This window comes from Rhizobium sp. Root1212 (assembly GCF_001424985.1).
Taxonomy (GTDB): domain Bacteria; phylum Pseudomonadota; class Alphaproteobacteria; order Rhizobiales; family Rhizobiaceae; genus Pararhizobium.
This window is the reverse complement of sequence record NZ_LMDA01000028.1, coordinates 18,555-39,805: the sequence shown is the minus strand read 5'-3', so window position 1 is coordinate 39,805 and position 21,251 is coordinate 18,555. Positions and strand designations below refer to the sequence as shown.

The following is a 21,251-nucleotide window of genomic DNA, read 5'->3' as shown; positions in this document are numbered from 1 at the left end:
TTAACCGCTTTTCCCATACAAGCAAGGTCGCTCGTTAATTTCTGTTTACTTCAATTCAAACCGTGGCCTAACGGCCACTACGGACTTGGATTATCGTAAACAGTTCCTTTCCAACGATGGATAGGAACCCCTCTAACAGCTTCCCTAGCCCCTCTCCGGCCCCGCTTTCGCTTGGGCAAAACCTCAGCCCAGAAGTGAGCTTATGTCGTTCCAGGTCGCAAAGACCATCAGCATCAGAACCATCGCAAAACCGATCCGGAAGGCGATGTCCTGTGCCTGAGGTCCGAGCGGCTTACCCCGCACGGCCTCCACCGCATAAAACATCAGGTGCCCGCCATCAAGTACGGGAACGGGCATGAGGTTAAGAAGTCCAATGGAAACTGACAGAACGGCGGCCAGATGCAGCACCGCATCGATGCCGATGGTCGCCATCTGGCCGGATGCCTGGGCCACACGGATCGGTCCGCCCAGCTGATCGGCCTTCATGCGGCCCGTCACGAGGTTGGAAATATACTTGAATGTGCCGGTGACGATGTTCCAGCTTTCGACCGCGCCCTGGCCGACGGCCTCGATCGGACTATAGCTGACACGGCGGAAATTGCCGGTTTCCTGATTGGTCAGGATGCCGATGACACCGAGTTCAACCTTGTTGCCGAACTGATCCTCGATCTCCGTGCGGCGCGGCTCCATCGGCAGGTCGAGGAAGGCGCCCTTGCGCTCGATGCGGATGACGATCGGCGTTTCCGGCCGAATGCTGACATAGCGGCGCACATCGTCGAAGGTCTTGACCGCCGTACCGTCGATAGCAACGAGCAGGTCGCCCGGCTGAATACCGGCGGCAGCAGCGGCACTTTCGGGCTTCACCTCGGCAACCACGGGATCGGCGACTTGCCGGCCGTAGATCGAAAACAGCACAGCGAAAATAGCGATCGCCAGCAGGAAATTGGCGATCGGGCCAGCGGCAACCGTTGCCGCGCGCTTCCAGAGCGTCGCGCCGAGGAAGGTGCGATCGCGCTCTTCCGGCGTCAGGGTATCGAGGTTGGTGCCGACGGAGGTGCTGGCCGCATCCTCGTCGCCGTAGAACTTCACATAGCCGCCGAGCGGAATGGCGCAGATCTTCCAGCGCGTCTGGTGCCGGTCGGTGAAGCCGATGATTTCAGGGCCGAATCCGACCGAAAAGGCAAGAATACGGATGCCCGACCAACGGCCGACCAGGTAGTGCCCCATCTCATGGACGAACACGAGCAGCGTCAGCACCAGCAGGAACGGCACCATATAGCCGACCAGGAAATGCGTCACATCGGCGGCGAAAGCCATTTTGTACCCTCTTATCTGTCGCAGAATCTACGACGACTACAGGCCCAACAGGGCAGCGCCGACGAGCTGGACATTACCGCCCTGCCCCAGAATCGTCAGCATTGCAACGAAAAGCGCCGCAAAGCTGGCAAAAACAAGTCCGTCGACCCGATCCATCACGCCGCCATGCCCCGGAATGATACGACCGGAGTCTTTTACGCCGAAACGGCGCTTGATGAAGGATTCGAACAAATCGCCGATCTGGCTCGATACCGACAGGAACAGTGCCAGCAACGGGATGCGCCAATCGAGCGTGGAAAACTCCGCCATATAGATAGCGACCCCGGCGATGATGCCCGACACGGTTCCACCGATCGCGCCAGACCATGTCTTGCCAGGCGAGATTTTCGGCGCAAGTTTTGGCCCGCCGATCGCCCGTCCGACGAAATAGGCGAGGATATCGGTGGCCCAGACGATGGCGAAGACGAAAATCATCGCGATCAGGCCGATATGGGCGTCATCGCGGATGGCGGACAGCGAGATGCCTGTGAGGCCCGCATAGACGATGCCGCCCGGCAACCACCAGCTTGTCTTCTGAACCAGCACCCAGGCGATGGACAGAACTGCGGCCGCGCCGAGCACCGGCAACGTCCAGCTTGTTTCACCCAGAAGCACGAGGCCAGCCAACACGGCCTGACTCAGCCATCCGAAGGCATTGCCCTTGAAATCCTGTTCGCCGAGCCTGGTGATCGTCGACCACTCGGAATAGACGAGCAGCGCGATGGCCACCGAAAGCAGCCGGAAGGCCGGACCGCCGGCCCAGGTGGCCGCAAGGGCGACCACGGCCAGTACGATGCCGGAGACGATGCGAAGCTTGAGTTCTTTCTGCATCAGGAGCCGACCGCCAGTGTCGCCGGCTTGGAAAGACCGCCGAAACGACGCTCGCGCGTGGCGTAGCGCTCAAGCGCCGCCAGGAAACTGTCGCGATTGAAATCAGGCCAAAGCTCCGGCACGAACAAAAGCTCGGAATAGGCCGCCTGCCAGAGCAGGAAATTGGAAAGCCGCTCCTCGCCGCTGGTGCGCAGCACCAGATCTGGGTCGGGAATGCCGGCTGTGTCGAGACGGCTTGCGATCCGCTCCGGCGTGATCTGCTCGGGCAGCATCCGCCCTTCCTTCACATCGACGGCCAGGGAGCGCATGGCGCGCGCCATCTCATCGCGGGCGCCGTAGTTGAAGGCGATGACGAGGGTGATTCCCGAGTTGTTGCGGGTCGTTTCCTCGGCCTCCAGCAGCAGTGGCAGAATATCGCTGCGCAGGTTGGTCTTGTCACCGATGACGCGGATGCGGACGTTCTGGCGGTGCAGGTCAGCAAGATCGCGGCGGATGAAAGCCTTGAGCAGGCCCATCAGATCGGAAATCTCGTCTTCCGGCCGTGTCCAGTTTTCGGACGAAAAGGCAAAGAGGGTGAGGTAGCGCACGCCGACTTCACCCGCCGTGCGCACCGCTTCGCGGACCGCCTCGACACCCTTGCGATGTCCCATGGTGCGCGGCAGGCCGCGCTTGTTGGCCCAGCGGCCATTGCCATCCATGATGATGGCCACGTGGGTCGGAACATTGCTCAAGGGAGGTATCGACATCGACGGCCCGGAAAAAAGAGACTCGGAAAAAATGCAGACTACACCTGCATGATTTCTTTTTCCTTCTCGACGAGCAAGCGGTCGATGTCCGAAATCATGTCATCGGTAATCTTCTGGACCTTTTCCGACTGGCTACGGCTCGTGTCCTGCCCGATATCACCGTCCTTTTCCGCCTTTTTCAAGGTGTCCATGCCGTCGCGGCGCACGTTGCGGATCGCGATCTTGGCCTTTTCGGCATAATCATGGGCAACCTTGACCAGCGACTTGCGGCGCTCTTCGTTCAGTTCCGGTAGCGGAATGCGCAGGTTCTGGCCATCGACGATCGGGTTGAGGCCGAGATTCGATTCGCGGATGGCACGATCGACGGCATTGACCATCGACTTGTCCCAGATGGAAACGCCGAGCATGCGGGCTTCCGGAACGGTGATGTTGGCGACCTGGTTCAGCGGCACACGCGAACCATAGGCCTCGACCATCACCGGATCGAGAACGTTGGCCGAGGCGCGGCCAGTGCGCAACGAGGCGATGTCGCTCTTGAAGGCGTTCACAGCGCCATCCATACGGCGCTTCACATCACCCAGATCAATACCTTCACTCATGGATCAAACTCCGGTTTTCGACGTCGAGATCGTGGATTAGTTGTCGGTTACAATGGTTGCACGGCCACCGCCGGTCAGAATTTCGGCAAAACCACCCTTCTCGTGGATCGAGAAGACGATGATCGGTATCCTGTTTTCGCGCGCCAGCGCCACGGCTGCAACATCCATGACGGCGAGGCCCTGCTGCAGAACCTGATCGTGGGTCAGATGGTCGTAGCGGGTCGCGGTCGGGTCCTTCTTCGGATCGGCCGAATAGATGCCATCGACCTGGGTGCCCTTGAAGATCGCCTCAGCGCCCATTTCAGCCGCGCGCAGGGCTGCGGCCGAGTCGGTGGTGAAGAACGGATTGCCGGTGCCGCCGGCAAAGATCACCACGCGGCCGAGAGACAGGTGATAGAGCGTGGCGCGCTGCGAGAAGCTCTCGCAGATTTCCGGCATAGCGATGGCCGAGAGAACGACGGTGTCGATATCGAGCTTGCGCAGCGAGGTCGCCAGCGCCAGCGCGTTGATGACGGTCGCCAGCATGCCCATGTGGTCGCCGGTCACCCGGTCGCCGCCCTTCGAAGCAACAGCGACACCGCGAAAAATGTTGCCGCCGCCGACCACCACGCCGACTTCGACGCCCATGGCGCGCGCTTCGGCGATATCGCTGGCGATGCGGTCGGCCACGGCGACATCGATGCCGAAGCCCTGATTGCCCATCAGGGCTTCGCCGGAAGCCTTGAGCAGAACGCGCTTGTAGAGTGGTTTCGCCGACATTGTCGCTCCTGAGCTATGATCGTATCCGCGCGGCCTCTCGCCTCTCGAAACGATCCGAAAGCGGGCCTGCGCCAAATTATGGTGATGCCGGATACACGAAGGGCACCGCGTTGTCACGCGATGCCCCTTGGTTTTCCAAATCGGGATGAAGAAATCAACCCTTGGCGACGGCTGCCACTTCGGCTGCGAAATCGCTTTCTTCCTTCTCGACGCCTTCGCCGAGGAGAAGACGGGCCATGCCGGTGATTTCGATCGGCGCACCAACCGACTTTTCAGCTTCCTTGACGGCGGCTTCGACGGTCAGGTCGGGGTTCATGACAAAAGCCTGCGAGAGAAGGGCGACTTCCTCGAAGAACTTGCGCATGCGGCCTTCGACCATCTTTTCGATGATCGCATCCGGCTTGCCGGATTCGCGGGCCTGCTCGATGAAGACGTTGCGCTCGCGCTCGGCGACGGCGGCATCGACTTCGCTCGAACGGATGGCGAGCGGGTTGGTCGCAGCGATGTGCATGGCAACCTGGCGGCCGATGGCAGTCAGAGCGTCCTTGTCGCCGGTCGACTTCAGCGCGACGAGAACGCCGAGCTTGCCGAGGCCGTCGGCAACCGAGTTGTGGATGTAGGTGGCGACAACGCCGTCTTCGACCGACAGCAGAGCCGAGCGGCGCAGCGTCATGTTTTCACCGATCGTCGCGATCGCGTCGACGATGGTTTCGGAAACCGGCTTGCCGGTTGCCGGATAGGTCGCAGCGCTGATCGCTTCGACCGAGCCGTCGGTGTTGACGGCAACGCCAGCGATACCGCGGACGAGATCCTGGAAGGCATCGTTGCGGGCAACGAAGTCGGTTTCGGAGTTCAGTTCGACGACGACGGCCTTGGTGCCGGCGGATGCGATGCCGATCAGGCCTTCAGCGGCTGCACGGCCCGACTTCTTGTCGGCCTTGGCGATGCCCTTGGCGCGCAGCCAGTCGATCGCGGCTTCCATGTCGCCGTTGGTTTCGGCCAGGGCCTTCTTGCAATCCATCATGCCTGCGCCGGTCTTTTCGCGCAGTTCCTTCACCATTGCTGCAGTAACGCTCATCTTCTTTGCCTCTTTGCTTGTTCGGCTGGTGTGCTGCCAGAGTTCCGGCGCCCGACCAGGAGGGTGTGGCAGGGAATGACCCCTGAATGTGACATCGTGATGAAAGCCATCGCGACGGTGCAACGCGAACCTTCGTCCCGTGCAAAAGAACAAGGCCGTTTACTTCTTCGATCGCAAACGGCCTCGTCCAGATTTTATATCGAGGAGCGGCCGGTCATCCGGCCGCCCGACACGATCAGGCTTCGGCAGATTCTTCCAGAGCCGGCTCGAGCGGCAGGTCTTCTGCAGCGCCGAGGTCACGGCCCGAAGCGCCCTGCTGACGGGCAATGCCGTCGAGAGCGGCACGCGAGATCAGGTCGCAGTAGAGCGAGATCGCGCGCGAAGCGTCGTCGTTGCCGGGGATCGGGAAGTCGATCTGGTCCGGATCGCAGTTGGAGTCGATGATGGCGACAACCGGGATGCCGAGACGCTTGGCTTCCTGGATGGCGATCGATTCCTTGTTGGTGTCGATGATGAACATCAGGTCCGGAACGCCGCCCATGTCGCGGATACCGCCGAGAGCGCGGTTCAGCTTTTCGCGTTCGCGCTCGAGGTTCAGACGCTCCTTCTTCGAATAGCCGGAGCCTTCCGAAGCGAGGATTTCGTCGAGCTTGCGCAGGCGCTGGATCGAGTTCGAGATGGTCTTCCAGTTGGTCATCATGCCGCCGAGCCAGCGAGCATTGACGTAGTACTGGGCCGAACGCTTGGCAGCGTCAGCAATGATTTCCGAAGCCTGGCGCTTGGTGCCGACGAACAGAACGCGGCCCCCCTTGGCAACGGTGTCGCTGACGATCTGCAGGGCGCGCGACAGCATCGGCACGGTCTGCGCGAGGTCGATGATGTGGACGTTGGAACGTTCGCCGAAGATGTACGGCTTCATCTTCGGGTTCCAGCGGTGGGTCTGGTGGCCGAAGTGAACACCAGCTTCCAGAAGCTGGCGCATGCTGAAATCAGGCAATGCCATGCCTTTTTCTCCTTTTCCGGTTAACCTCCGCAGGGCAAACAGCGTCTTCTCTTGAAGAACGCCACCGGCGGAACCTTCCGGATTTCTCCCGGAAAATCCCAAACCCTACGTGTGGAATGGGGTCGCCATACAGCGGACTGCTCGATTAATCAAGCCCTGGGGTGAGAAAACACGAAGGTATCGAGGAAGGGAACACTCCCTCCCCCTCACTCTCCTTCGTCATCCTCGGGCTTGTCCTGAGGATCTGCCGGCCCCTCGTCAGCGCGGAGTCCGTGGAAGATGGTCGGGTCAAGCCCGACCATGACGGAGGAGAGAGACACACGCTCCTTGGAACACATTACTTGCAATCAGCCGGCTGGAAAAGCTCAAGATCGGCCAGCTTGCCGCTCAGAACGAAATCGCCGTAATCCATAGTGAGATCGCGGGTGATGCCGTTCTCGTAGAGCTTGAACTCCATGCGGTAGATCGGCAGGGCATCGCCGCTCTGGTCGTCGTCGAAGTAGGAGATCGTCACCGGCCAATAGACCTTATCGGCCATTTCGCCGGCTTTGCTCACATCGGGATCGTCGGCCAATGGCTTGCGCTGCTTGCCGACCAGCGTCGTGGTGATCAGCGTCTTGTCGCCGGAATCCGAGCCGTCGAAGATGCGCGATTCGAACAGCGTCTGCCCCTTTTTCGCCCGGTCGATGACTTCGAGCATATGCTCTGTCGGGAACAGGCTCTGGGCGAGATCGACCTTACGCTTTTCCGGCTCGGTCAGATCGACGACAACGCCTTTCTTATCGTCATGGGCGGAACCGCGCACTTCCTTGTCGAGCTTTTCATCGGTGAAGGAGCGCGTGAGGAAACGGAAATTGCCGCCCTTGATATCCTCGTAGGTCGTGGTCTGCTGGTCGGTGAGCTTCACCTCTTCGCCGGTATCGACCTTGGTAACGAAGCGGAAGCTGACGGTATATCCCTCGCAGGCCGAGCCGTTGAACTCATAGACCATGCGACCGTACATGCCGGAAATGCCGGAGCGTTCGGAGGCGTCCTTCAGTTCGAGATCGTAGACGGCGCGATGCGGCACGAGCCCGCTGCCCGGCGCGGCATGGGCTGCCGTCACACCCGAGATACATGCCCCCGTTACGAAGGGCAACGCCATGAGGGCGCCTGCACGAAACATCCGTTTCCTCCTGTTGGACTCGCCTGCGATGCGATAGAACATCGGAAGCGAGGCACATCCACTCGCGACGCTTACGCGACGACCTCGTGAATCTCGGCTGTGCATGCCGTATTTACAAGGAAAAGACAACATTCTCCGGGAGTCATCCATGTCCGCATCCATCGAAGCCCGCCTGAAAGACCTGGGAATCACCCTGCCGCAGGCCGCAGCGCCCGCCGCAAATTACGTGCCCTATGTCATCAGCGGCTCGCATCTTTATATTTCCGGCCAGCTTCCGATGGAAAACGGCAAGATTGCGGTTACCGGTCATCTCGGCGACGGCGTCGATGTCCCGACCGGCCAGCGCGCCGCCGAACTTTGCGCCATCAACATCCTTGCGCAGGCAAATGCGGCGCTTAACGGCGATCTCGGTCGCATCAAGCGCGTCGTCAAGCTCAACGGCTTCGTCGCCTCCGTACCGAGCTTCGTCGAGCAGCATCTCGTTCTCAACGGCGCCTCGAACCTGATCGCCGGCGTTCTCGGCGATGCCGGCAAGCATGCCCGCGCCGCCGTCGGCATGGCCGCCCTGCCCTTCAACGCCGCCGTCGAGATCGACGCCGTGATCGAAATCGCCTGATTGCCATGACGAAGGATATCTCCTGGCTGACCGCGCAACCGATCGCCCATCGCGGCTATCATGACATGAACCACGCGATCTGGGAAAACACGCTTTCGGCTTTTTCACGCGCGGTCGAAAATGGCTACGCCATCGAGTGCGACGTGCAATATTCGGCCGATGGCGTTCCGGTCGTCTTTCATGACGACGACATGCTGCGGCTCTGCGGCATCAAGGGTGACGTGCGTGCCAAAAGCGTCGGCGAACTGGCGCTGATGGCCGTTGGCGGTACCGCCGACAAGGTGCCGTCGCTCGGCCAATTGCTGCGTCTCGTCAAGGGCCGTGTGCCCCTCATCATCGAACTCAAGGGCCGCAAAGGCGATGACGACGGTTTTGCCGATGCCATTGTCGAGGCGCTGGAGGGTTATCAGGGCCATGTGGCGCTGATGAGCTTCGACCACTGGCTGCTGAAGGACCTGAAGGCGCTCGATCCGCCCTACCCGATCGGCTTGACGGCGGAGGGCTCGACTCCTGAAACTTTCTTCCTTCACGAAGAAGCGATGCAGCTCGGGCTTGATTTCATTTCCTATTTCTATGGAGATCTGCCAAATTCCTTCATCACGGCGCAGCGTGCGCAGGGCCGTCCGGTGATCACCTGGACGGTTCGGGATGGCAAGGCCGTCGACTACACCTACGCCCATGCCGACCAGATGACATTCGAGGGCTTCGACCCCAGGGAAGGAACTATCGCCTAAGGATGACCGGCGAGATAAAAATCCGCGTAGAAACCTCCTTCGCCGATATCGCGAAGGACGAGTGGAACAGCCTTTCCGGCGCGGCCAAGGGCCAGCCGGAAAGCGTCTATAATCCGTTCGTGTCGCACGCCTATCTCTCGGCACTGGAGGAATCGGGTTCGGCGACGGCGGAAACGGGCTGGCTTGGACAACATCTGTTGATCGAAGATCAGGCTGGCCGGATGGCCGGCGGCCTGATCGGCTATCTCAAGAACCACAGCCAGGGCGAATATGTCTTCGACCATGGCTGGGCGGATGCGTTTACCCGCGCCGGCGGACACTATTATCCCAAACTGCAAAGCTCGGTACCCTTCACGCCCGCGACCGGCCCACGGCTTCTCGTGCGACCCGGCGAAGACCGGCAGGCTACACAGGCGGCCCTTGCCGCCGGCCTGATGGAACTGACACGCCGCCACGACGCCTCGTCCGCCCACATCACCTTCCTGCCCGAAAACGAATTGCCGGTGCTCGAAGCGGCCGGCTTCCTTCACCGGACCGACCAGCAATTCCATTTCACAAATGCCAGCTATGGCAGCCATGACGATTTTCTAGAAACGCTCGCCTCCCGCAAGCGCAAGGCCCTGAAGAAGGAACGCCGCGCGGCGCTGGAAAACGGCATCACCATCGACTGGCTGACCGGTTCCGATCTCACCGAAAAAATCTGGGATCAGTTCTTCGCCTTCTACATGGATACCGGCGGCCGCAAGTGGGGCCGGCCTTACCTCACGCGCAAATTCTATTCGCTGATCGGCGAGCGCATGGCCGACGATATCCTGCTCGTCATGGCGAAGCGCAACGGCCGATACATTGCCGGCGCCATCAATTTCATCGGCGGTGATGCGCTTTACGGCCGTCATTGGGGGGCGATCGAGGATCATCCGTTCCTGCATTTCGAGGTCTGCTACCATCAGGCGATCGATTTTGCGATAAGCAAGGGCCTTTCCCGCGTCGAGGCCGGCGCTCAAGGGGAACACAAGCTGGCGCGCGGCTATATGCCGGTCATCACCCATTCGGCGCATTACATCACCCATCCGGGCCTCCGGCGCGCCGTTGCCGACTATCTCGTGCGCGAGCGGCACGAGATCGAGGAGATCGGGGAAATCCTTGGCGAGCACAGCCCTTTCCGCAAGGGCGAGCGCCAGCAGCACGACGATTGACATCCACAGGGAAGGAAGAGGCCATGAGAGGCTACGACGACAATAACATCTTCGCCAAGATCCTGCGCGGCGAAATCCCCTCGCACCGCGTCTATGAGGATGACAACGTGGTCGCCTTTATGGATGTGATGCCGCAGGCGGAAGGCCACACGCTGGTCGTGCCGAAAGCAGCGTCGCGCAATATCCTCGACGCCGATCCGGCGACGCTGACAGCGCTCATTCCGGTCGTGCAGAAGGTTGCGGTGGCCGCCAAGAAGGCCTTCGATGCCGATGGCATCACCATACTGCAGTTCAACGAAGCGCCGGCCGGACAATCCGTCTTTCATCTGCATTTCCACGTCGTGCCGCGCTGGGACGGCATTGCGATGCGACCGCATTCCGGCACGATGGAAGATGGTGCGGTGCTTGCGGCCAATGCCGAGAAGATCAAGGCGGCGCTCGGCCGATAACGTGCTTCCATCGCTCAGGCGGCGACAACCGGCTCTCCGGCGCTTACCCGCATCAGCCTGCTTGTCAGGCCGTAGGCCACGCCAAATAGGGCGAAACCGCCCAGCATGTCGCTCAGATGATGCCCGCCATGAATGATGATGGCGGGCAGCATCAACAGGTTGAGGCATGCCACCACCGGAAAGATAAACCGGTTGCCCCTGAGGAAAAACACGGAGAGGCAAGCCATCAGCGTGTGGACGGAGGGAAAGGCGACGAGCCCGAGCACCTTTCCCGGCATCAGCATGGCGATACCATTTTGCGCCAGGTGCCGCAGTTCCTCACCATAGCCGGAGTTGACCACCAGCGGCAGTCCCGCAATCGCCGATACATCATAGACATAGGATGTCCCGAAGGCCGGGAAAAAGAACCAGAAGACGATTGCCAGCAGCGAACCGACGATACCCGTCAGCAAAAAGCGGTGCAGCAGCAGGAATTTTCCGGAAAAGCCAAGAATGAGGATCACCGCGATCATCTGCACCAGCGACGTCTGGTAGACGAAGCCGAGTGCCCTTACAACGACAGGATAGTGCGCCATCCAGGTCATCAAGCCCGGCCAATCGAAACCGAGCGCCGCATCCGACCGTACCAGCATGGCATCGATCGGCGGAAAGCGGACCGGCAGCAGCAGATAGTTGAAAACCGAGCCGACGATCGAAAACAGGATAAAGAGGCCGGCAGCCGTCACCGGAACCGAAATCCGGGCCTCGCTGCGCACACCGCGATAGAACTGGCCGATCGCGAGGCAAAGGATGCCGCAGGATAGCAGCGCCGCATAGCCCACGACATCAACCGCTACGCCGTTCAGCACCATCAGGCCGGCATCGAGAACAGCCAGCGTCGTAATCAGTATGAGGATAAAACGCTCGACCGGAAGAACGTGCATGGCTGCCTCCTGCTTCAGACAGCAGATAGCCGATTAATTTTAAGATTGTCATAAGCCGTGGTACGCCAACCTCAGAACCCGAGCATATACAGGCCAACTGCAAGCGCTGTGATCGACGTGCCGATCCCGACAGCAGGCCTCTGGCCGGCCGCGAAGAAGGCGGCAGCCCCGACGGTCACGGACCCCAACCGCAGCCAGAGCGGTGAGGCTTCGAGAACGCCTGTCGGATAGACGATGAGCTTTGCGACGACGGCGGCGACCAGTGCGGTCGCGACCGCCCTCACCCAGTTCAAGGCTTCGGAATCCTCCCGAAGGCGATTGCCGGTGAGCACGCCGAGCCAGCGCCAGATATCGGTTGCCAACCAGCCGGCAACCGCGATGAAGACATAGGGCCACCAGCCGTCGAGCGCTGTCATGCTTCGATCTCCGCTTTTTCCGCCTGCCGGACCCGCCACGTCCGTTCGACGGCCCAGGCGAGCGTGCCACCGATCAGCCCCGCCAGCAGGATGTCGAACTCCGGGACGAGCCAGTAAAACAGCGGCCCGCCGACAAGCCCGAGCACCATCGCGATATGGACGACGCGATGGCGCGCGGAATTCCAGATCGAAGCGAGGAAATAGACCGGCGTCAGGAAGAAGAGGCAGCCGGCGACGATCGGCGGGAAGGTTGCGACATAGCGGTAGGCGACGGCGACCAGCAGCATGTTCGCCAGAACGAGCGTGATACCGAAACCGGCGAAAAAGGCGATGCGGCGCTCCCGCGGCACGCTCACAACCTTTTCCATGGCATAGACCCAGGCGGTGATCGCCACGAAATGCGACAGGAACAGCAGCAGCCAGGTGGGGGTGCGGCGCCCGCGGATTTCCGGCACTAGGGCCGCGACCATCGGCATCATGCGCACGGAAGACAGGGTGACGGCGATGAAGGCGGTGAGCAAATTGGCGCCGGCCATCATCGAACTGACGAGAATGACCTTGGCAGGCAGCGCCCAGACCGCGCCGACCATGAACACCACCTGCTCGACGGGAATGCCGGCCTGCACCGTCAGCGCGCAGAACCCGACGAAGGACAGCATCAGGATCATGGCCGGAAGGCTGGCAATGCCGCGCATGCCCATTAGAAACCAATGGGCATGCGACGCGCTGTTTTCCTGATCCATCAATCTGCCTGCGTCTTGTTCATAAAAAAGATGCCGGGCTTTTAACCCGGCATCTCCTGTTTTGCTACCGATGCTTATTTCTTGCGCGGCACTTTCGGAACCGTGCGGCCCTTACGGGGCGCATCGGAGGCGACGGCCGGCGGAGCTTCCGCCTTGGCGGTCGCCTTCGCGGCGGCCTTTTTCGGCTTCGGCTTGACGTCGTTTTCGGCGCCGACAGTCTCGACGTCCTTCGGCTTTACGGCCTTGGACTTCTTGACCGGGGTGACGATCTCGGCCTTTGGCTTGATGCGTGCGGTTTCCGGCACGGCATCGAGCAGAATACCCTTCGTGCCGTCCGGCTTGATGCCAACCGAGACGGAGACGACGCCACCCTTCTTCAGCTTGCCGAAGAGGATTTCGTCGGCGAGCGGCTTCTTGATGTTTTCCTGGATGACGCGCGCCAGCGGACGGGCACCCATCTTTTCGTCGTACCCCTTCTCCGCCAGCCAGGCGATTGCATCGGGATGCAGGTCGAAGGTGACGTTGCGCTCGGCAAGCTGCGTTTCCAGCTGCATGACGAACTTCTGCACGACCTGATGGATGACCGGCGTCGGCAGCGAGCCGAACGGGATCACCGCATCCAGACGGTTGCGGAACTCCGGCGTGAACAGGCGGTTCAGTGCCTCCACATCCTCGCCTTCCCGCTTCGACGAACCGAAGCCGAAGGCGGCCTTGGCCATTTCAGACGCGCCCGCATTGGTCGTCATGATCAGGATGACGTTGCGGAAGTCGATCTTCTTGCCGTTGTGGTCCGTCAGCGACCCGTGGTCCATGACCTGCAGCAGGATGTTGAACAGGTCCGGATGCGCCTTTTCGATTTCATCGAGCAGCAGCACGCAATGCGGATGCTGATCGACGCCATCGGTCAGGAGACCGCCCTGATCGAAGCCGACATAGCCGGGAGGTGCGCCAAGCAGTCGCGAGACCGTGTGGCGTTCCATATATTCCGACATATCGAAGCGCAGCAGTTCGACGCCGAGCGAGGCGGCAAGCTGCTTGGCGACTTCCGTCTTGCCGACGCCGGTCGGGCCGGAGAAGACGTAAGAGCCGATCGGCTTGTTCGGTTCGCGCAGGCCCGCACGCGCCAGCTTGATCGCCGACGACAGGGCCTCAATCGCCAGATCCTGGCCATAGACCACCGAGCGCAGTTCCTTTTCGAGGTTGGCGAGAACGGTCTCGTCGTCCTTGGAAACGGTCTTCGGCGGAATGCGGGCCATGGTGGCGATCGTGACTTCGATCTCCTTTTCGGTGATCAGCTTGCGGCGCTTGTTGGCGGGCAGCAGCATCTGGGCCGCACCGGTCTCGTCGATCACGTCGATCGCCTTGTCCGGCAGCTTGCGGTCGTTGATGTAGCGTGCCGAAAGCTCGACTGCCGACTTGATCGCCTCGTTCGAGTATTTCAGCTTGTGATAGTCCTCGAAATAGGGCTTCAGGCCCTTCATGATCTCTATGGCGTCGTCGATGGTCGGCTCGTTGACGTCGATCTTCTGGAAGCGGCGGACGAGCGCCCGGTCCTTTTCGAAGAACTGGCGGTATTCCTTATAGGTGGTCGAGCCGATGCAGCGGATCGCCCCGGAGGACAGAGCCGGCTTCAACAGGTTCGACGCATCCATGGCGCCGCCCGAGGTCGCGCCCGCACCGATGACGGTGTGGATTTCGTCGATGAACAGCACGGCACCCGGATAGTCTTCCAGTTCCTTGACGACCTGCTTCAGGCGCTCTTCGAAATCGCCGCGATAGCGGGTGCCGGCGAGCAGCGTGCCCATGTCGAGCGAGAAGATCGTCGCATCCTGCAACGCTTCAGGCACTTTCTTTTCGACGATGCGCTTGGCGAGGCCTTCGGCGATCGCGGTCTTGCCGACGCCGGGATCACCGACATAGAGCGGGTTGTTCTTCGAACGGCGGCACAGGACCTGGATCGTGCGGTTGACCTCGGCATGACGGCCGATCAGCGGATCGATCTTGCCGACCTTGGCCTTCTCGTTGAGGTTGACGCAGTAAGCGGTCAGGGCATCCTGCTGCTTCTTGGCGCCGCCCTCTTCCTGGTCCCCGCCGCTACGCGGGGCCTTCTGTTCCGATTCGGATTCTTCGGCACCCCGCGGCGTGCGCGCTTCGGTGGAACCGGGGCGCTTGGCGATGCCGTGCGAGATGAAGTTGACCGCGTCGTAACGGGTCATCTCCTGCTCCTGCAGGAAATAGGCGGCGTGGCTTTCGCGCTCGGCGAAGATCGCGACGAGCACGTTGGCGCCGGTCACCTCTTCGCGCCCGGAGGATTGCACATGGATCACTGCGCGCTGGATGACGCGCTGGAAGCCGGCCGTGGGCTTGGAATCCTCGTCATAGCCCGTCACCAGATTGCCGAGTTCGTTATCGACGTAATCCGACACGGTCTTGCGAAGGCTGTCGAGATTGACGTTGCACGCGCCCATGACCGCCGCCGCATCCGAATCGTCGATCAGCGCCAGGAGCAGGTGCTCCAGCGTCGCGTATTCGTGATGACGCTCGTTGGCCAGTGTCAGAGCCTGGTGCAGCGCCTTTTCAAGGCTGGTCGAAAATGTTGGCACGTTCGTTCCTCATTTCTTTTCCATGACACACTGCAACGGATGCTGATGCTGTCTGGCAAAATCCATCACCTGCGTCACTTTGGTTTCGGCGACCTCATAGGTAAAGACACCGCATTCGCCCACGCCGTGATTGTGGACATGCAGCATGATCAAGGTCGCCGCTTCGCGATCCTTCTGGAAAAAACGCTCCAGAATGTGGATCACGAACTCCATCGGCGTGTAGTCGTCATTGAGAAGCAGCACGCGATATAGACTCGGCTTCTTCGTCTTCGGCTTTGTCCGGGTAATAACGGAGGTGCCGCGACTACCGTTGCCGGCATCCCCGCCATCCTCATTCTGCAGCCGGACCGGCATCACTTTCATGCGTCTTCATTCCCTTGGTCGTATCGCGCGAAGGGCGAGTGGTCCGCGACCCTACGTGACACATAATCTAGTGGTTCTTTTCCGGATTTTAAGGCCGTTCTTCCGCACTGCAATCACAATTGCGTCGTCATCGCGAAGATTGACTACTTTTATCCCGCCGTTCCCCGGCGGCAAACAACAAAAAAACCGGCCGTGGAAACCACGGCCGGTCATCACTCATGCGATAGAGGCTCGATCGGTCGATCAGGCAGCCGCAGCAGCAGCCTTGACAGCAGCCGTGGTCTTGGCGACCGGCGCTTCGTAGGGCTTGTAGGCGTCCTTGGCGAGATCGGCATACATTTCGCCGAGCTTCTGGGCTTCAGCGACATAAGCCTCGTAAGCGGACTTCACGTAGTTGGTCTGAAGCTCGAAAACGGCTTCGACGCTCTTGACGCCGGCAAGCTTTTCGAAATGGGAAACGCTGTCTTCGAAGGCCTTCTTGGAGTAGTCGGCAGCTTCCGTCGCGATCGCCTGGAAGCCCTTCGTCACCGATGCGTAGTTCTTCAGCATCGTGTCGATCGTTTCCTTGCTCTTCTTATTGGCATCTTCGAAATTGAACATTCCTGGGTGCTCCTTAGTTCAGCCCGTTGATACCCGTAAGTTTATGTGCACTGCACAATAAAGTCAATGTATCGGTGCGCCGCAATAAAATACAGGCGTGTCAACGACTTGCCGGCAATTCGGCTAGTTCACCAAAAAATTCATCAAAATAGGCGTGAAAAGTACGATTTTTACAAAAAACCCGGCCTGATAGTATCGGGCCGGGTAGAATTCAAAAGGGCGATGTTCGACGATCAGAGATCGATGTCGAGGATGGCCATCGAGAAATTATAGGACAGTTCGCCGTCTTCCTCGTCGCGGAAGATCACGCCCAGAAACTCGTCGCCCAGATAGACTTCAGCAGATTCGTCCTTGCGCGGACGCGCCTTGATGACGATCGACGGATTGATAGCGCGCTTGAAATAGGCTTCGAGCTTGCGGATTTCTTCGGGCTTCAAGTCTTTTCTCCATGAGCTTTGAAAGTGCGTCGCTTCTCGCACAGAGATTCCAGCGGTGTAAACCCATAAAGCCGCTCCGGGCTGCCAATTCACACTGGACCGGCAACCGGAAAACGCGGAGGGTTCGATCAGATTTCGTAAGAGGCGAGGATCTGGTCCATCGAGCGCGAGGGCTCCGAGCAGCCGGCCTCGCCGACCACACGGGCCGGCACGCCGGCAACCGTGGTCTTCGGCGGCACCGGCTTCAGCACGACCGACCCGGCCGCAATCCGAGAGCAGTGGCCGATATGGATGTTGCCGAGGATTTTCGCGCCGGCACCGATCAGCACGCCGTTACCGATCTTAGGATGGCGATCACTGCCCTCCTTGCCGGTCCCTCCAAGCGTCACGCCGTGCAGGATCGAGACGTTGTCGCCGATGACGGCGGTTTCGCCGACGACGAGGCCGGTCGCGTGATCGAGGAAGATTCCCTTGCCGATGCGGGCTGCCGGGTTGATGTCCGTCTGGAAGACCGAGGAGGAACGGCTTTGCAGGTAGAGCGCGAAATCGCGACGGCCGCGCTCCAGCAGCCAGTGGGCCAGCCGATGGGTCTGCAGCGCGTGAAAACCCTTGAAATACAGAACGGCTTCGATGAAGCGGGTGCAGGCGGGATCACGGTCGTAGATCGCCTGGATATCGACACGCAGGATCGAGCCCCATTCCGGCCAGTCTTCCATCATCTCGACGAAGGTCTGGCGCAGGAGATTGGCCTGCAGGTCCGGGTGATCGAGCCGTTCGCAGATGCGGTAGATCACGGCCTCTTCCAGCGAACGCTGGTTGATGACCGTCGAATAGAGAAAGGCGGCTAGAAGCGGGTCTTCGAGCGCGGCAACGCGCGCCTCTTCCTGAAGACTGTCCCAGATCGGGTCCATCATCTTCACGGTTTCGGTCGGGCGAATGTCAGTCCTGGCGACCATCGTCGCTCTCCTTCGTGATCCGTCGTCTTCTCAAGATATAAGGCAAATCGCCGCCAATAGAAATGGGCGGCTCACGGCCTTGCCTCAGCCCCGGCCGTGCGCCTCCAGAAACTCCAGCGCCGCCTTCTTGAACACCCGGTCGCCGACGGCCAGCATATGGTCGCGGCCGGGGATGTCGAGCGCCGTAGCATGCGGCATCAGCGCCGCAAGCGCCTCAGGGGAACCGGCAATATCGTCCTTCGTCCCGACGCCGATCAGCGCCGGCACGTCGATGCGGGCCATGTCCTCCGGCGTCAGGAGATCGCGCGAGGTGGAGATGCAGGCGGCCAGCGCCTGTCGGTCGCTCTTCGTCTGATCGGCGAAGGCGCGGAACATGCGGCCGCGCTCATGGCTGACGTCATCGAGCGACGGGGCAAGGAGCGCATCGGCAATCGGGTCCCAGTCGCCGACGCCCTCCACCATGCCGATGCCGAGCCCGCCGAAGATGATGCTGCGCACCCGGTGCGGATTGGCAAGCGTCAGGAAGGCGGTGATGCGCGCGCCCATGGAATAGCCCATGACATTAGCGGTCGCGATGCCGAGATGATCAAGCAGCGCGATCGCATCCGATGCCATGGCCGGCGGATGATAGACAGCAGGATCGCGCGGCTTGCTGCTCTTGCCATGGCCGCGATTGTCGAGCGCGATCACCCGGTAGCCAGCGTCGCCCAGCGTCTTCAGCCAACCTGGAAACACCCAGTTGACATTGGCGCTGGAGGCAAAGCCGTGGATCAGCAGCACCGGCTCGCCGGCCGCATCCCCTTCGTCGAAATAGGCGATCGACAGGCCGTCGTGCTGGAATGTCGAGAAGGGCGGCGGGTTGAGGTCCATGTGATCTGTCCGGGCGGGTCTGAATTCGGCGGGAACCTATGCCCTCTTCGGCAGCGAGAAAACCCCCGGCACGCTAAAAAACGCGGGGCAGCGACATCTTTGCCGCTACACATTTGCGTCAAAGCTTTCTATGGTGCGCGCCAACAGACGAACATCCAGACTTGCAAGTGGAGCATGACATGGCCGGGCACGGTATTCCCCATTTCCAGAACGACGGCGGTCACCAGGTGATCGAGATCGGCGTGAAGGAATTCATGTGCACGGGTGCCTCGGTTCCCTACGATCATCCGCACATCTATATCGATATGGGCGACGACAACGAGAAAGTCTGCTCCTATTGCTCGACGCTTTACCGCTACAATCCGGCGCTGAAGGCCGAGCAGACGGTGCCGGACGGCTGCATCTTCCACGACACCCAGGCCGCCTGATCGCGCCCGCGCGATCCCGCCTCACGGACACCCCATGGCTGAAGCCGGTCCCATCACGATCGCGGGGGCCGGCATTGCCGGCCTGACGGCGGCGCTTTCGCTTGCGCGAAAAGGGTTTTCCGTATCGATATTCGATCAGGCGACGACGCTGAGCGAAGTCGGCGCCGGGCTACAGCTTTCCCCTAATGCTACCCGCGTCCTTGAAACGCTTGGCCTGCGCCCAGCGCTCGAATCCGTCTGGCAACTGCCGGAAACCGTCGATCTCGCGGATGGCAAATCGCTGCGCAGGCTTGCCACCGTGCCCGCAGGCCGTTTCGCGCGCGAACGCTGGGGAAGCCCCTATGCGGTCTTTCATCGCGGCGACCTGCAGCGCATTCTTCTCGAAGCGGTTTCGAACGAACCTCGCTGCAATGTGACCCTTTCACAGCGCATAGACAGCGGCGGCCCGCCCGCCGGCCATGGCTTGCAGATCGGCGCCGATGGTGTCTGGTCGAAGACCAGAAACCATCTGCAAGGCGCTGGTAAATCGAGATTTTCCGGCAATATCGCCTGGCGTATGACGTTGCGGCAGGCAGATCTGCCGTCTTTCTTCGATATCAGCCGTGTCACCGCCTTTCTCGGCGGCGGCGCCCATATGGTCGCCTATCCGCTGAGCGGTGGGCGCTTCAACATCGTCGCGATTTCGAAGGGCGCGGCCCTCGGCGAAAACTGGAATTCCGAAGTGCCGGATCGCGGCGAATTGCAGCGGGCCTTCGCCGGCTGGCACCCGGAACTGACCGCCCTTCTCCGCCACGCGCCCGAAATCACCCGCTGGCCGCTGCACGAAGTCACCGACGGCGCATGGCATAACGGCGGTGAAACGGTGCTGATCGGCGATGCGGCCCATGCGATGATGCCCTTTGCCGCCCAGGGCGCGGCGATGGCGATCGAGGATGCCTTCGAGCTTGCGCATTTTCTCGCAAACGGCGCGGACAGGGCCGCCGCACTGCAGGCTTTCGAAGAACATCGCCGTAGGCGTATCGCCCGCGTCCGCTCCCGCGGCGCCTTCAACCGCTTTGCCTATCACGCCGCCGGCCCGTTGAAGCTCGGCCGCGACATAGTGCTATCGCTGCGCAAGCCGCAGAGCCTCGCCGGAGATTTCGACTGGCTCTACGGCTACCGCGCGCTCGACTGATCAGACCTGCGCTGCCGCGGCAAGGCCCGCTTCGATGTCCTTGCGGATATCGGCGACATCTTCCAGACCGATCTGCAGACGCAGCACCGGCCCTTCCGTCGGCCCCTTGGCGATCACGCGGTCGCCGAGATAGGCATGGAGGGCGAGGCTTTCATAACCGCCCCAGGAATAGCCGAGCCCGAACAGCTTCAGCGCATCGAGGAAGGCATGGGCCTTCGCCTTGAAACGCTCCGGCGCATCGACCTTCAGCACGATGGAGAAGATGCCGCTCGCGCCCCTGAAATCGCGCTTCCACAGCTCATGGCCCGGAAAACTCGGCAGCCCCGGATGCAGCACCCGCGCCACATCCTCGCGCTGCTCCAACCAGCGGGCGAGATTGAGCGCGCTTTCCTGATGCCGCTCCAGCCGCACGCCCATGGTGCGAAGGCCGCGCAGCACCTGGTAGCTATCATCAGGAGCGCCGCAGATGCCCAGCGTGATGGTCGCCTCATGCAGTTGTTCCCAATGCTTGGCATTGGCCGAAACCGTGCCGAGCAGGATATCCGAATGGCCGGCCGGATATTTGGTCGAAGCGTGGATGGAGATATCCACACCATGATCGAGCGGCTTGAAATAGACCGGCGTCGCCCAGGTGTTGTCCATGGTCACGACGCAGCCGTGGCGATGGGCGGCGGTGGAAATCGCGCCGATATCCTGCATATCGAAGGTGTTCGAACCCGGCGCTTCGGTGTGAACCAGCTTCGTATTCGGCTTGATCAGCGCCTCGATGCCGGCGCCGACCGAGGGATCGTAATAATCGACGGAAACACCGAGCCGCTTCAGCATCGTGTCGCAGAAAAGCCGCGTCGGGCCATAGACCGAATCGACGATCAGCGCATGGTCGCCCGCCGAAAGGAAAGCGAGGAACGGCACCGTGACCGCCGCCAGGCCCGAGGGCACGATGATGGTGCCGGCCGAGCCTTCGAGCGCATCGATCGCTTCGCAAAGCGCATCCGTGGTCGGGGTTCCGCGCGTGCCATAGGTGTATTTCTGAGCACGCGTTTCCATCGTGCGGGCATTCGGAAACAGCACCGTCGAGGCGCGAACCACCGGCGGGTTGACGAAGCCGTGATAGCTGGAGGGATCGTTGCCGATATGCGAAAGGCGCGTGTTGACGCCGGCGTCGTCGAGGAAATTTTTCTTATCGCTCATGGGGGATTTCCGTCT

At 61.0% G+C, this 21,251-nt stretch carries 24 protein-coding genes; 6 read left to right on the top strand and 18 right to left on the bottom strand.

Annotated elements, in window-relative coordinates; all coding sequences use genetic code 11:
- Positions 1-183 precede the first annotated feature (183 nt).
- The 8 genes from rseP to ASC86_RS24185 form a co-directional block, all read right to left on the bottom strand.
- Positions 184-1,317 (bottom strand): RIP metalloprotease RseP, encoded by a 1,134-nt coding sequence (rseP, locus tag ASC86_RS24220; protein WP_056327302.1) that lies wholly within the window; start codon positions 1,315-1,317, stop codon positions 184-186.
- Positions 1,318-1,353: 36 nt separating this feature from the next.
- Positions 1,354-2,187 carry a phosphatidate cytidylyltransferase gene (locus ASC86_RS24215; protein WP_056327301.1) on the bottom strand — a complete coding sequence of 278 codons (834 nt, stop codon included), beginning with the start codon at positions 2,185-2,187 and terminating at the stop codon, positions 1,354-1,356.
- On the bottom strand, positions 2,187-2,933 hold the full coding sequence (locus ASC86_RS24210) for an isoprenyl transferase (protein WP_056327299.1): 747 nt from the start codon (positions 2,931-2,933) through the stop codon (positions 2,187-2,189). The genes ASC86_RS24215 and ASC86_RS24210 overlap by 1 nt, the downstream gene beginning before the upstream one ends.
- 38 nt (positions 2,934-2,971) lie before the next feature.
- A complete protein-coding gene (gene frr / locus ASC86_RS24205; RefSeq protein ID WP_056327297.1) occupies positions 2,972-3,532 on the bottom strand; it encodes a ribosome recycling factor in 561 nt (186 codons plus the stop codon).
- Between the two features lie 36 nt (positions 3,533-3,568).
- Entirely contained in the window at positions 3,569-4,291 is a 723-nt protein-coding gene (gene pyrH / locus ASC86_RS24200) for a UMP kinase (protein ID WP_056327295.1), read from the bottom strand.
- 154 nt (positions 4,292-4,445) lie between these two features.
- Positions 4,446-5,369: a translation elongation factor Ts gene (gene tsf, locus ASC86_RS24195; protein ID WP_056327293.1), complete on the bottom strand. Its 924-nt coding sequence runs from the start codon at positions 5,367-5,369 to the stop codon at positions 4,446-4,448.
- A 235-nt stretch (positions 5,370-5,604) separates the two neighbouring features.
- Positions 5,605-6,372: a 30S ribosomal protein S2 gene (gene rpsB / locus ASC86_RS24190; RefSeq protein ID WP_056327291.1), complete on the bottom strand. Its 768-nt coding sequence runs from the start codon at positions 6,370-6,372 to the stop codon at positions 5,605-5,607.
- Between the two features lie 337 nt (positions 6,373-6,709).
- Positions 6,710-7,537, bottom strand: a complete 828-nt coding sequence (locus ASC86_RS24185) for a cell envelope integrity EipB family protein (RefSeq protein WP_056327289.1) — start codon at positions 7,535-7,537, stop codon at positions 6,710-6,712.
- Between the two features lie 148 nt (positions 7,538-7,685).
- Between ASC86_RS24185 and ASC86_RS24180 the strand changes: the two genes are divergently transcribed.
- The 4 genes from ASC86_RS24180 to ASC86_RS24165 are packed head-to-tail and all read left to right on the top strand — an operon-like array spanning position 7,686 to position 10,532.
- A complete protein-coding gene (locus tag ASC86_RS24180; RefSeq protein WP_056327287.1) occupies positions 7,686-8,153 on the top strand; it encodes a RidA family protein in 468 nt (155 codons plus the stop codon).
- Between the two features lie 5 nt (positions 8,154-8,158).
- Positions 8,159-8,887: a glycerophosphodiester phosphodiesterase gene (locus ASC86_RS24175; RefSeq protein ID WP_056327285.1), complete on the top strand. Its 729-nt coding sequence runs from the start codon at positions 8,159-8,161 to the stop codon at positions 8,885-8,887.
- 2 nt (positions 8,888-8,889) lie between these two features.
- Complete coding sequence (locus ASC86_RS24170) at positions 8,890-10,083, top strand: GNAT family N-acetyltransferase (protein WP_056327283.1); 1,194 nt, start codon at positions 8,890-8,892, stop codon at positions 10,081-10,083.
- 23 nt (positions 10,084-10,106) lie between these two features.
- The gene (locus ASC86_RS24165) at positions 10,107-10,532 is read left to right on the top strand and encodes an HIT family protein (RefSeq protein ID WP_056327281.1); all 426 of its coding nucleotides are present in this window, start codon (positions 10,107-10,109) and stop codon (positions 10,530-10,532) included.
- Between the two features lie 14 nt (positions 10,533-10,546).
- Here ASC86_RS24165 and ASC86_RS24160 read toward each other — a convergent pair whose 3' ends face one another.
- The 9 genes from ASC86_RS24160 to ASC86_RS24120 form a co-directional block, all read right to left on the bottom strand.
- Positions 10,547-11,455, bottom strand: coding sequence for a phosphatase PAP2 family protein (locus ASC86_RS24160; protein ID WP_056327279.1), 909 nt, complete (start codon positions 11,453-11,455; stop codon positions 10,547-10,549).
- A gap of 71 nt (positions 11,456-11,526) precedes the next feature.
- The gene (locus tag ASC86_RS24155) at positions 11,527-11,871 is read right to left on the bottom strand and encodes an AzlD domain-containing protein (RefSeq protein WP_056327277.1); all 345 of its coding nucleotides are present in this window, start codon (positions 11,869-11,871) and stop codon (positions 11,527-11,529) included.
- Positions 11,868-12,614, bottom strand: coding sequence for an AzlC family ABC transporter permease (locus ASC86_RS24150; RefSeq protein WP_056327275.1), 747 nt, complete (start codon positions 12,612-12,614; stop codon positions 11,868-11,870). The genes ASC86_RS24155 and ASC86_RS24150 overlap by 4 nt, the downstream gene beginning before the upstream one ends.
- Positions 12,615-12,688: 74 nt before the next feature.
- Positions 12,689-15,217, bottom strand: a complete 2,529-nt coding sequence (gene clpA / locus ASC86_RS24145; protein WP_056327273.1) for an ATP-dependent Clp protease ATP-binding subunit ClpA — start codon at positions 15,215-15,217, stop codon at positions 12,689-12,691.
- Positions 15,218-15,226: 9 nt separating this feature from the next.
- Complete coding sequence (gene clpS, locus ASC86_RS24140) at positions 15,227-15,580, bottom strand: ATP-dependent Clp protease adapter ClpS (protein ID WP_056327271.1); 354 nt, start codon at positions 15,578-15,580, stop codon at positions 15,227-15,229.
- A gap of 243 nt (positions 15,581-15,823) precedes the next feature.
- Positions 15,824-16,180: a phasin family protein gene (locus ASC86_RS24135; RefSeq protein WP_056327269.1), complete on the bottom strand. Its 357-nt coding sequence runs from the start codon at positions 16,178-16,180 to the stop codon at positions 15,824-15,826.
- A gap of 233 nt (positions 16,181-16,413) precedes the next feature.
- Positions 16,414-16,617 (bottom strand): DUF3126 family protein, encoded by a 204-nt coding sequence (locus ASC86_RS24130; protein WP_056327267.1) that lies wholly within the window; start codon positions 16,615-16,617, stop codon positions 16,414-16,416.
- A gap of 128 nt (positions 16,618-16,745) precedes the next feature.
- Positions 16,746-17,573 (bottom strand): serine O-acetyltransferase, encoded by an 828-nt coding sequence (gene cysE, locus ASC86_RS24125; RefSeq protein ID WP_056327265.1) that lies wholly within the window; start codon positions 17,571-17,573, stop codon positions 16,746-16,748.
- 84 nt (positions 17,574-17,657) lie between these two features.
- Positions 17,658-18,443 (bottom strand): alpha/beta hydrolase, encoded by a 786-nt coding sequence (locus tag ASC86_RS24120; protein ID WP_056327264.1) that lies wholly within the window; start codon positions 18,441-18,443, stop codon positions 17,658-17,660.
- Between the two features lie 179 nt (positions 18,444-18,622).
- Between ASC86_RS24120 and ASC86_RS24115 the strand changes: the two genes are divergently transcribed.
- Both ASC86_RS24115 and ASC86_RS24110 read left to right on the top strand, forming a co-directional pair.
- Complete coding sequence (locus tag ASC86_RS24115) at positions 18,623-18,871, top strand: zinc-finger domain-containing protein (protein WP_056327262.1); 249 nt, start codon at positions 18,623-18,625, stop codon at positions 18,869-18,871.
- Between the two features lie 34 nt (positions 18,872-18,905).
- The gene (locus tag ASC86_RS24110; RefSeq protein ID WP_056327259.1) at positions 18,906-20,045 is read left to right on the top strand and encodes an FAD-dependent monooxygenase; all 1,140 of its coding nucleotides are present in this window, start codon (positions 18,906-18,908) and stop codon (positions 20,043-20,045) included.
- Here ASC86_RS24110 and ASC86_RS24105 read toward each other — a convergent pair whose 3' ends face one another.
- On the bottom strand, positions 20,046-21,236 hold the full coding sequence (locus ASC86_RS24105) for a cystathionine beta-lyase (RefSeq protein ID WP_056327257.1): 1,191 nt from the start codon (positions 21,234-21,236) through the stop codon (positions 20,046-20,048). It abuts the gene before it with no gap.
- Between the last annotated feature and the right edge of the window lie 15 nt (positions 21,237-21,251).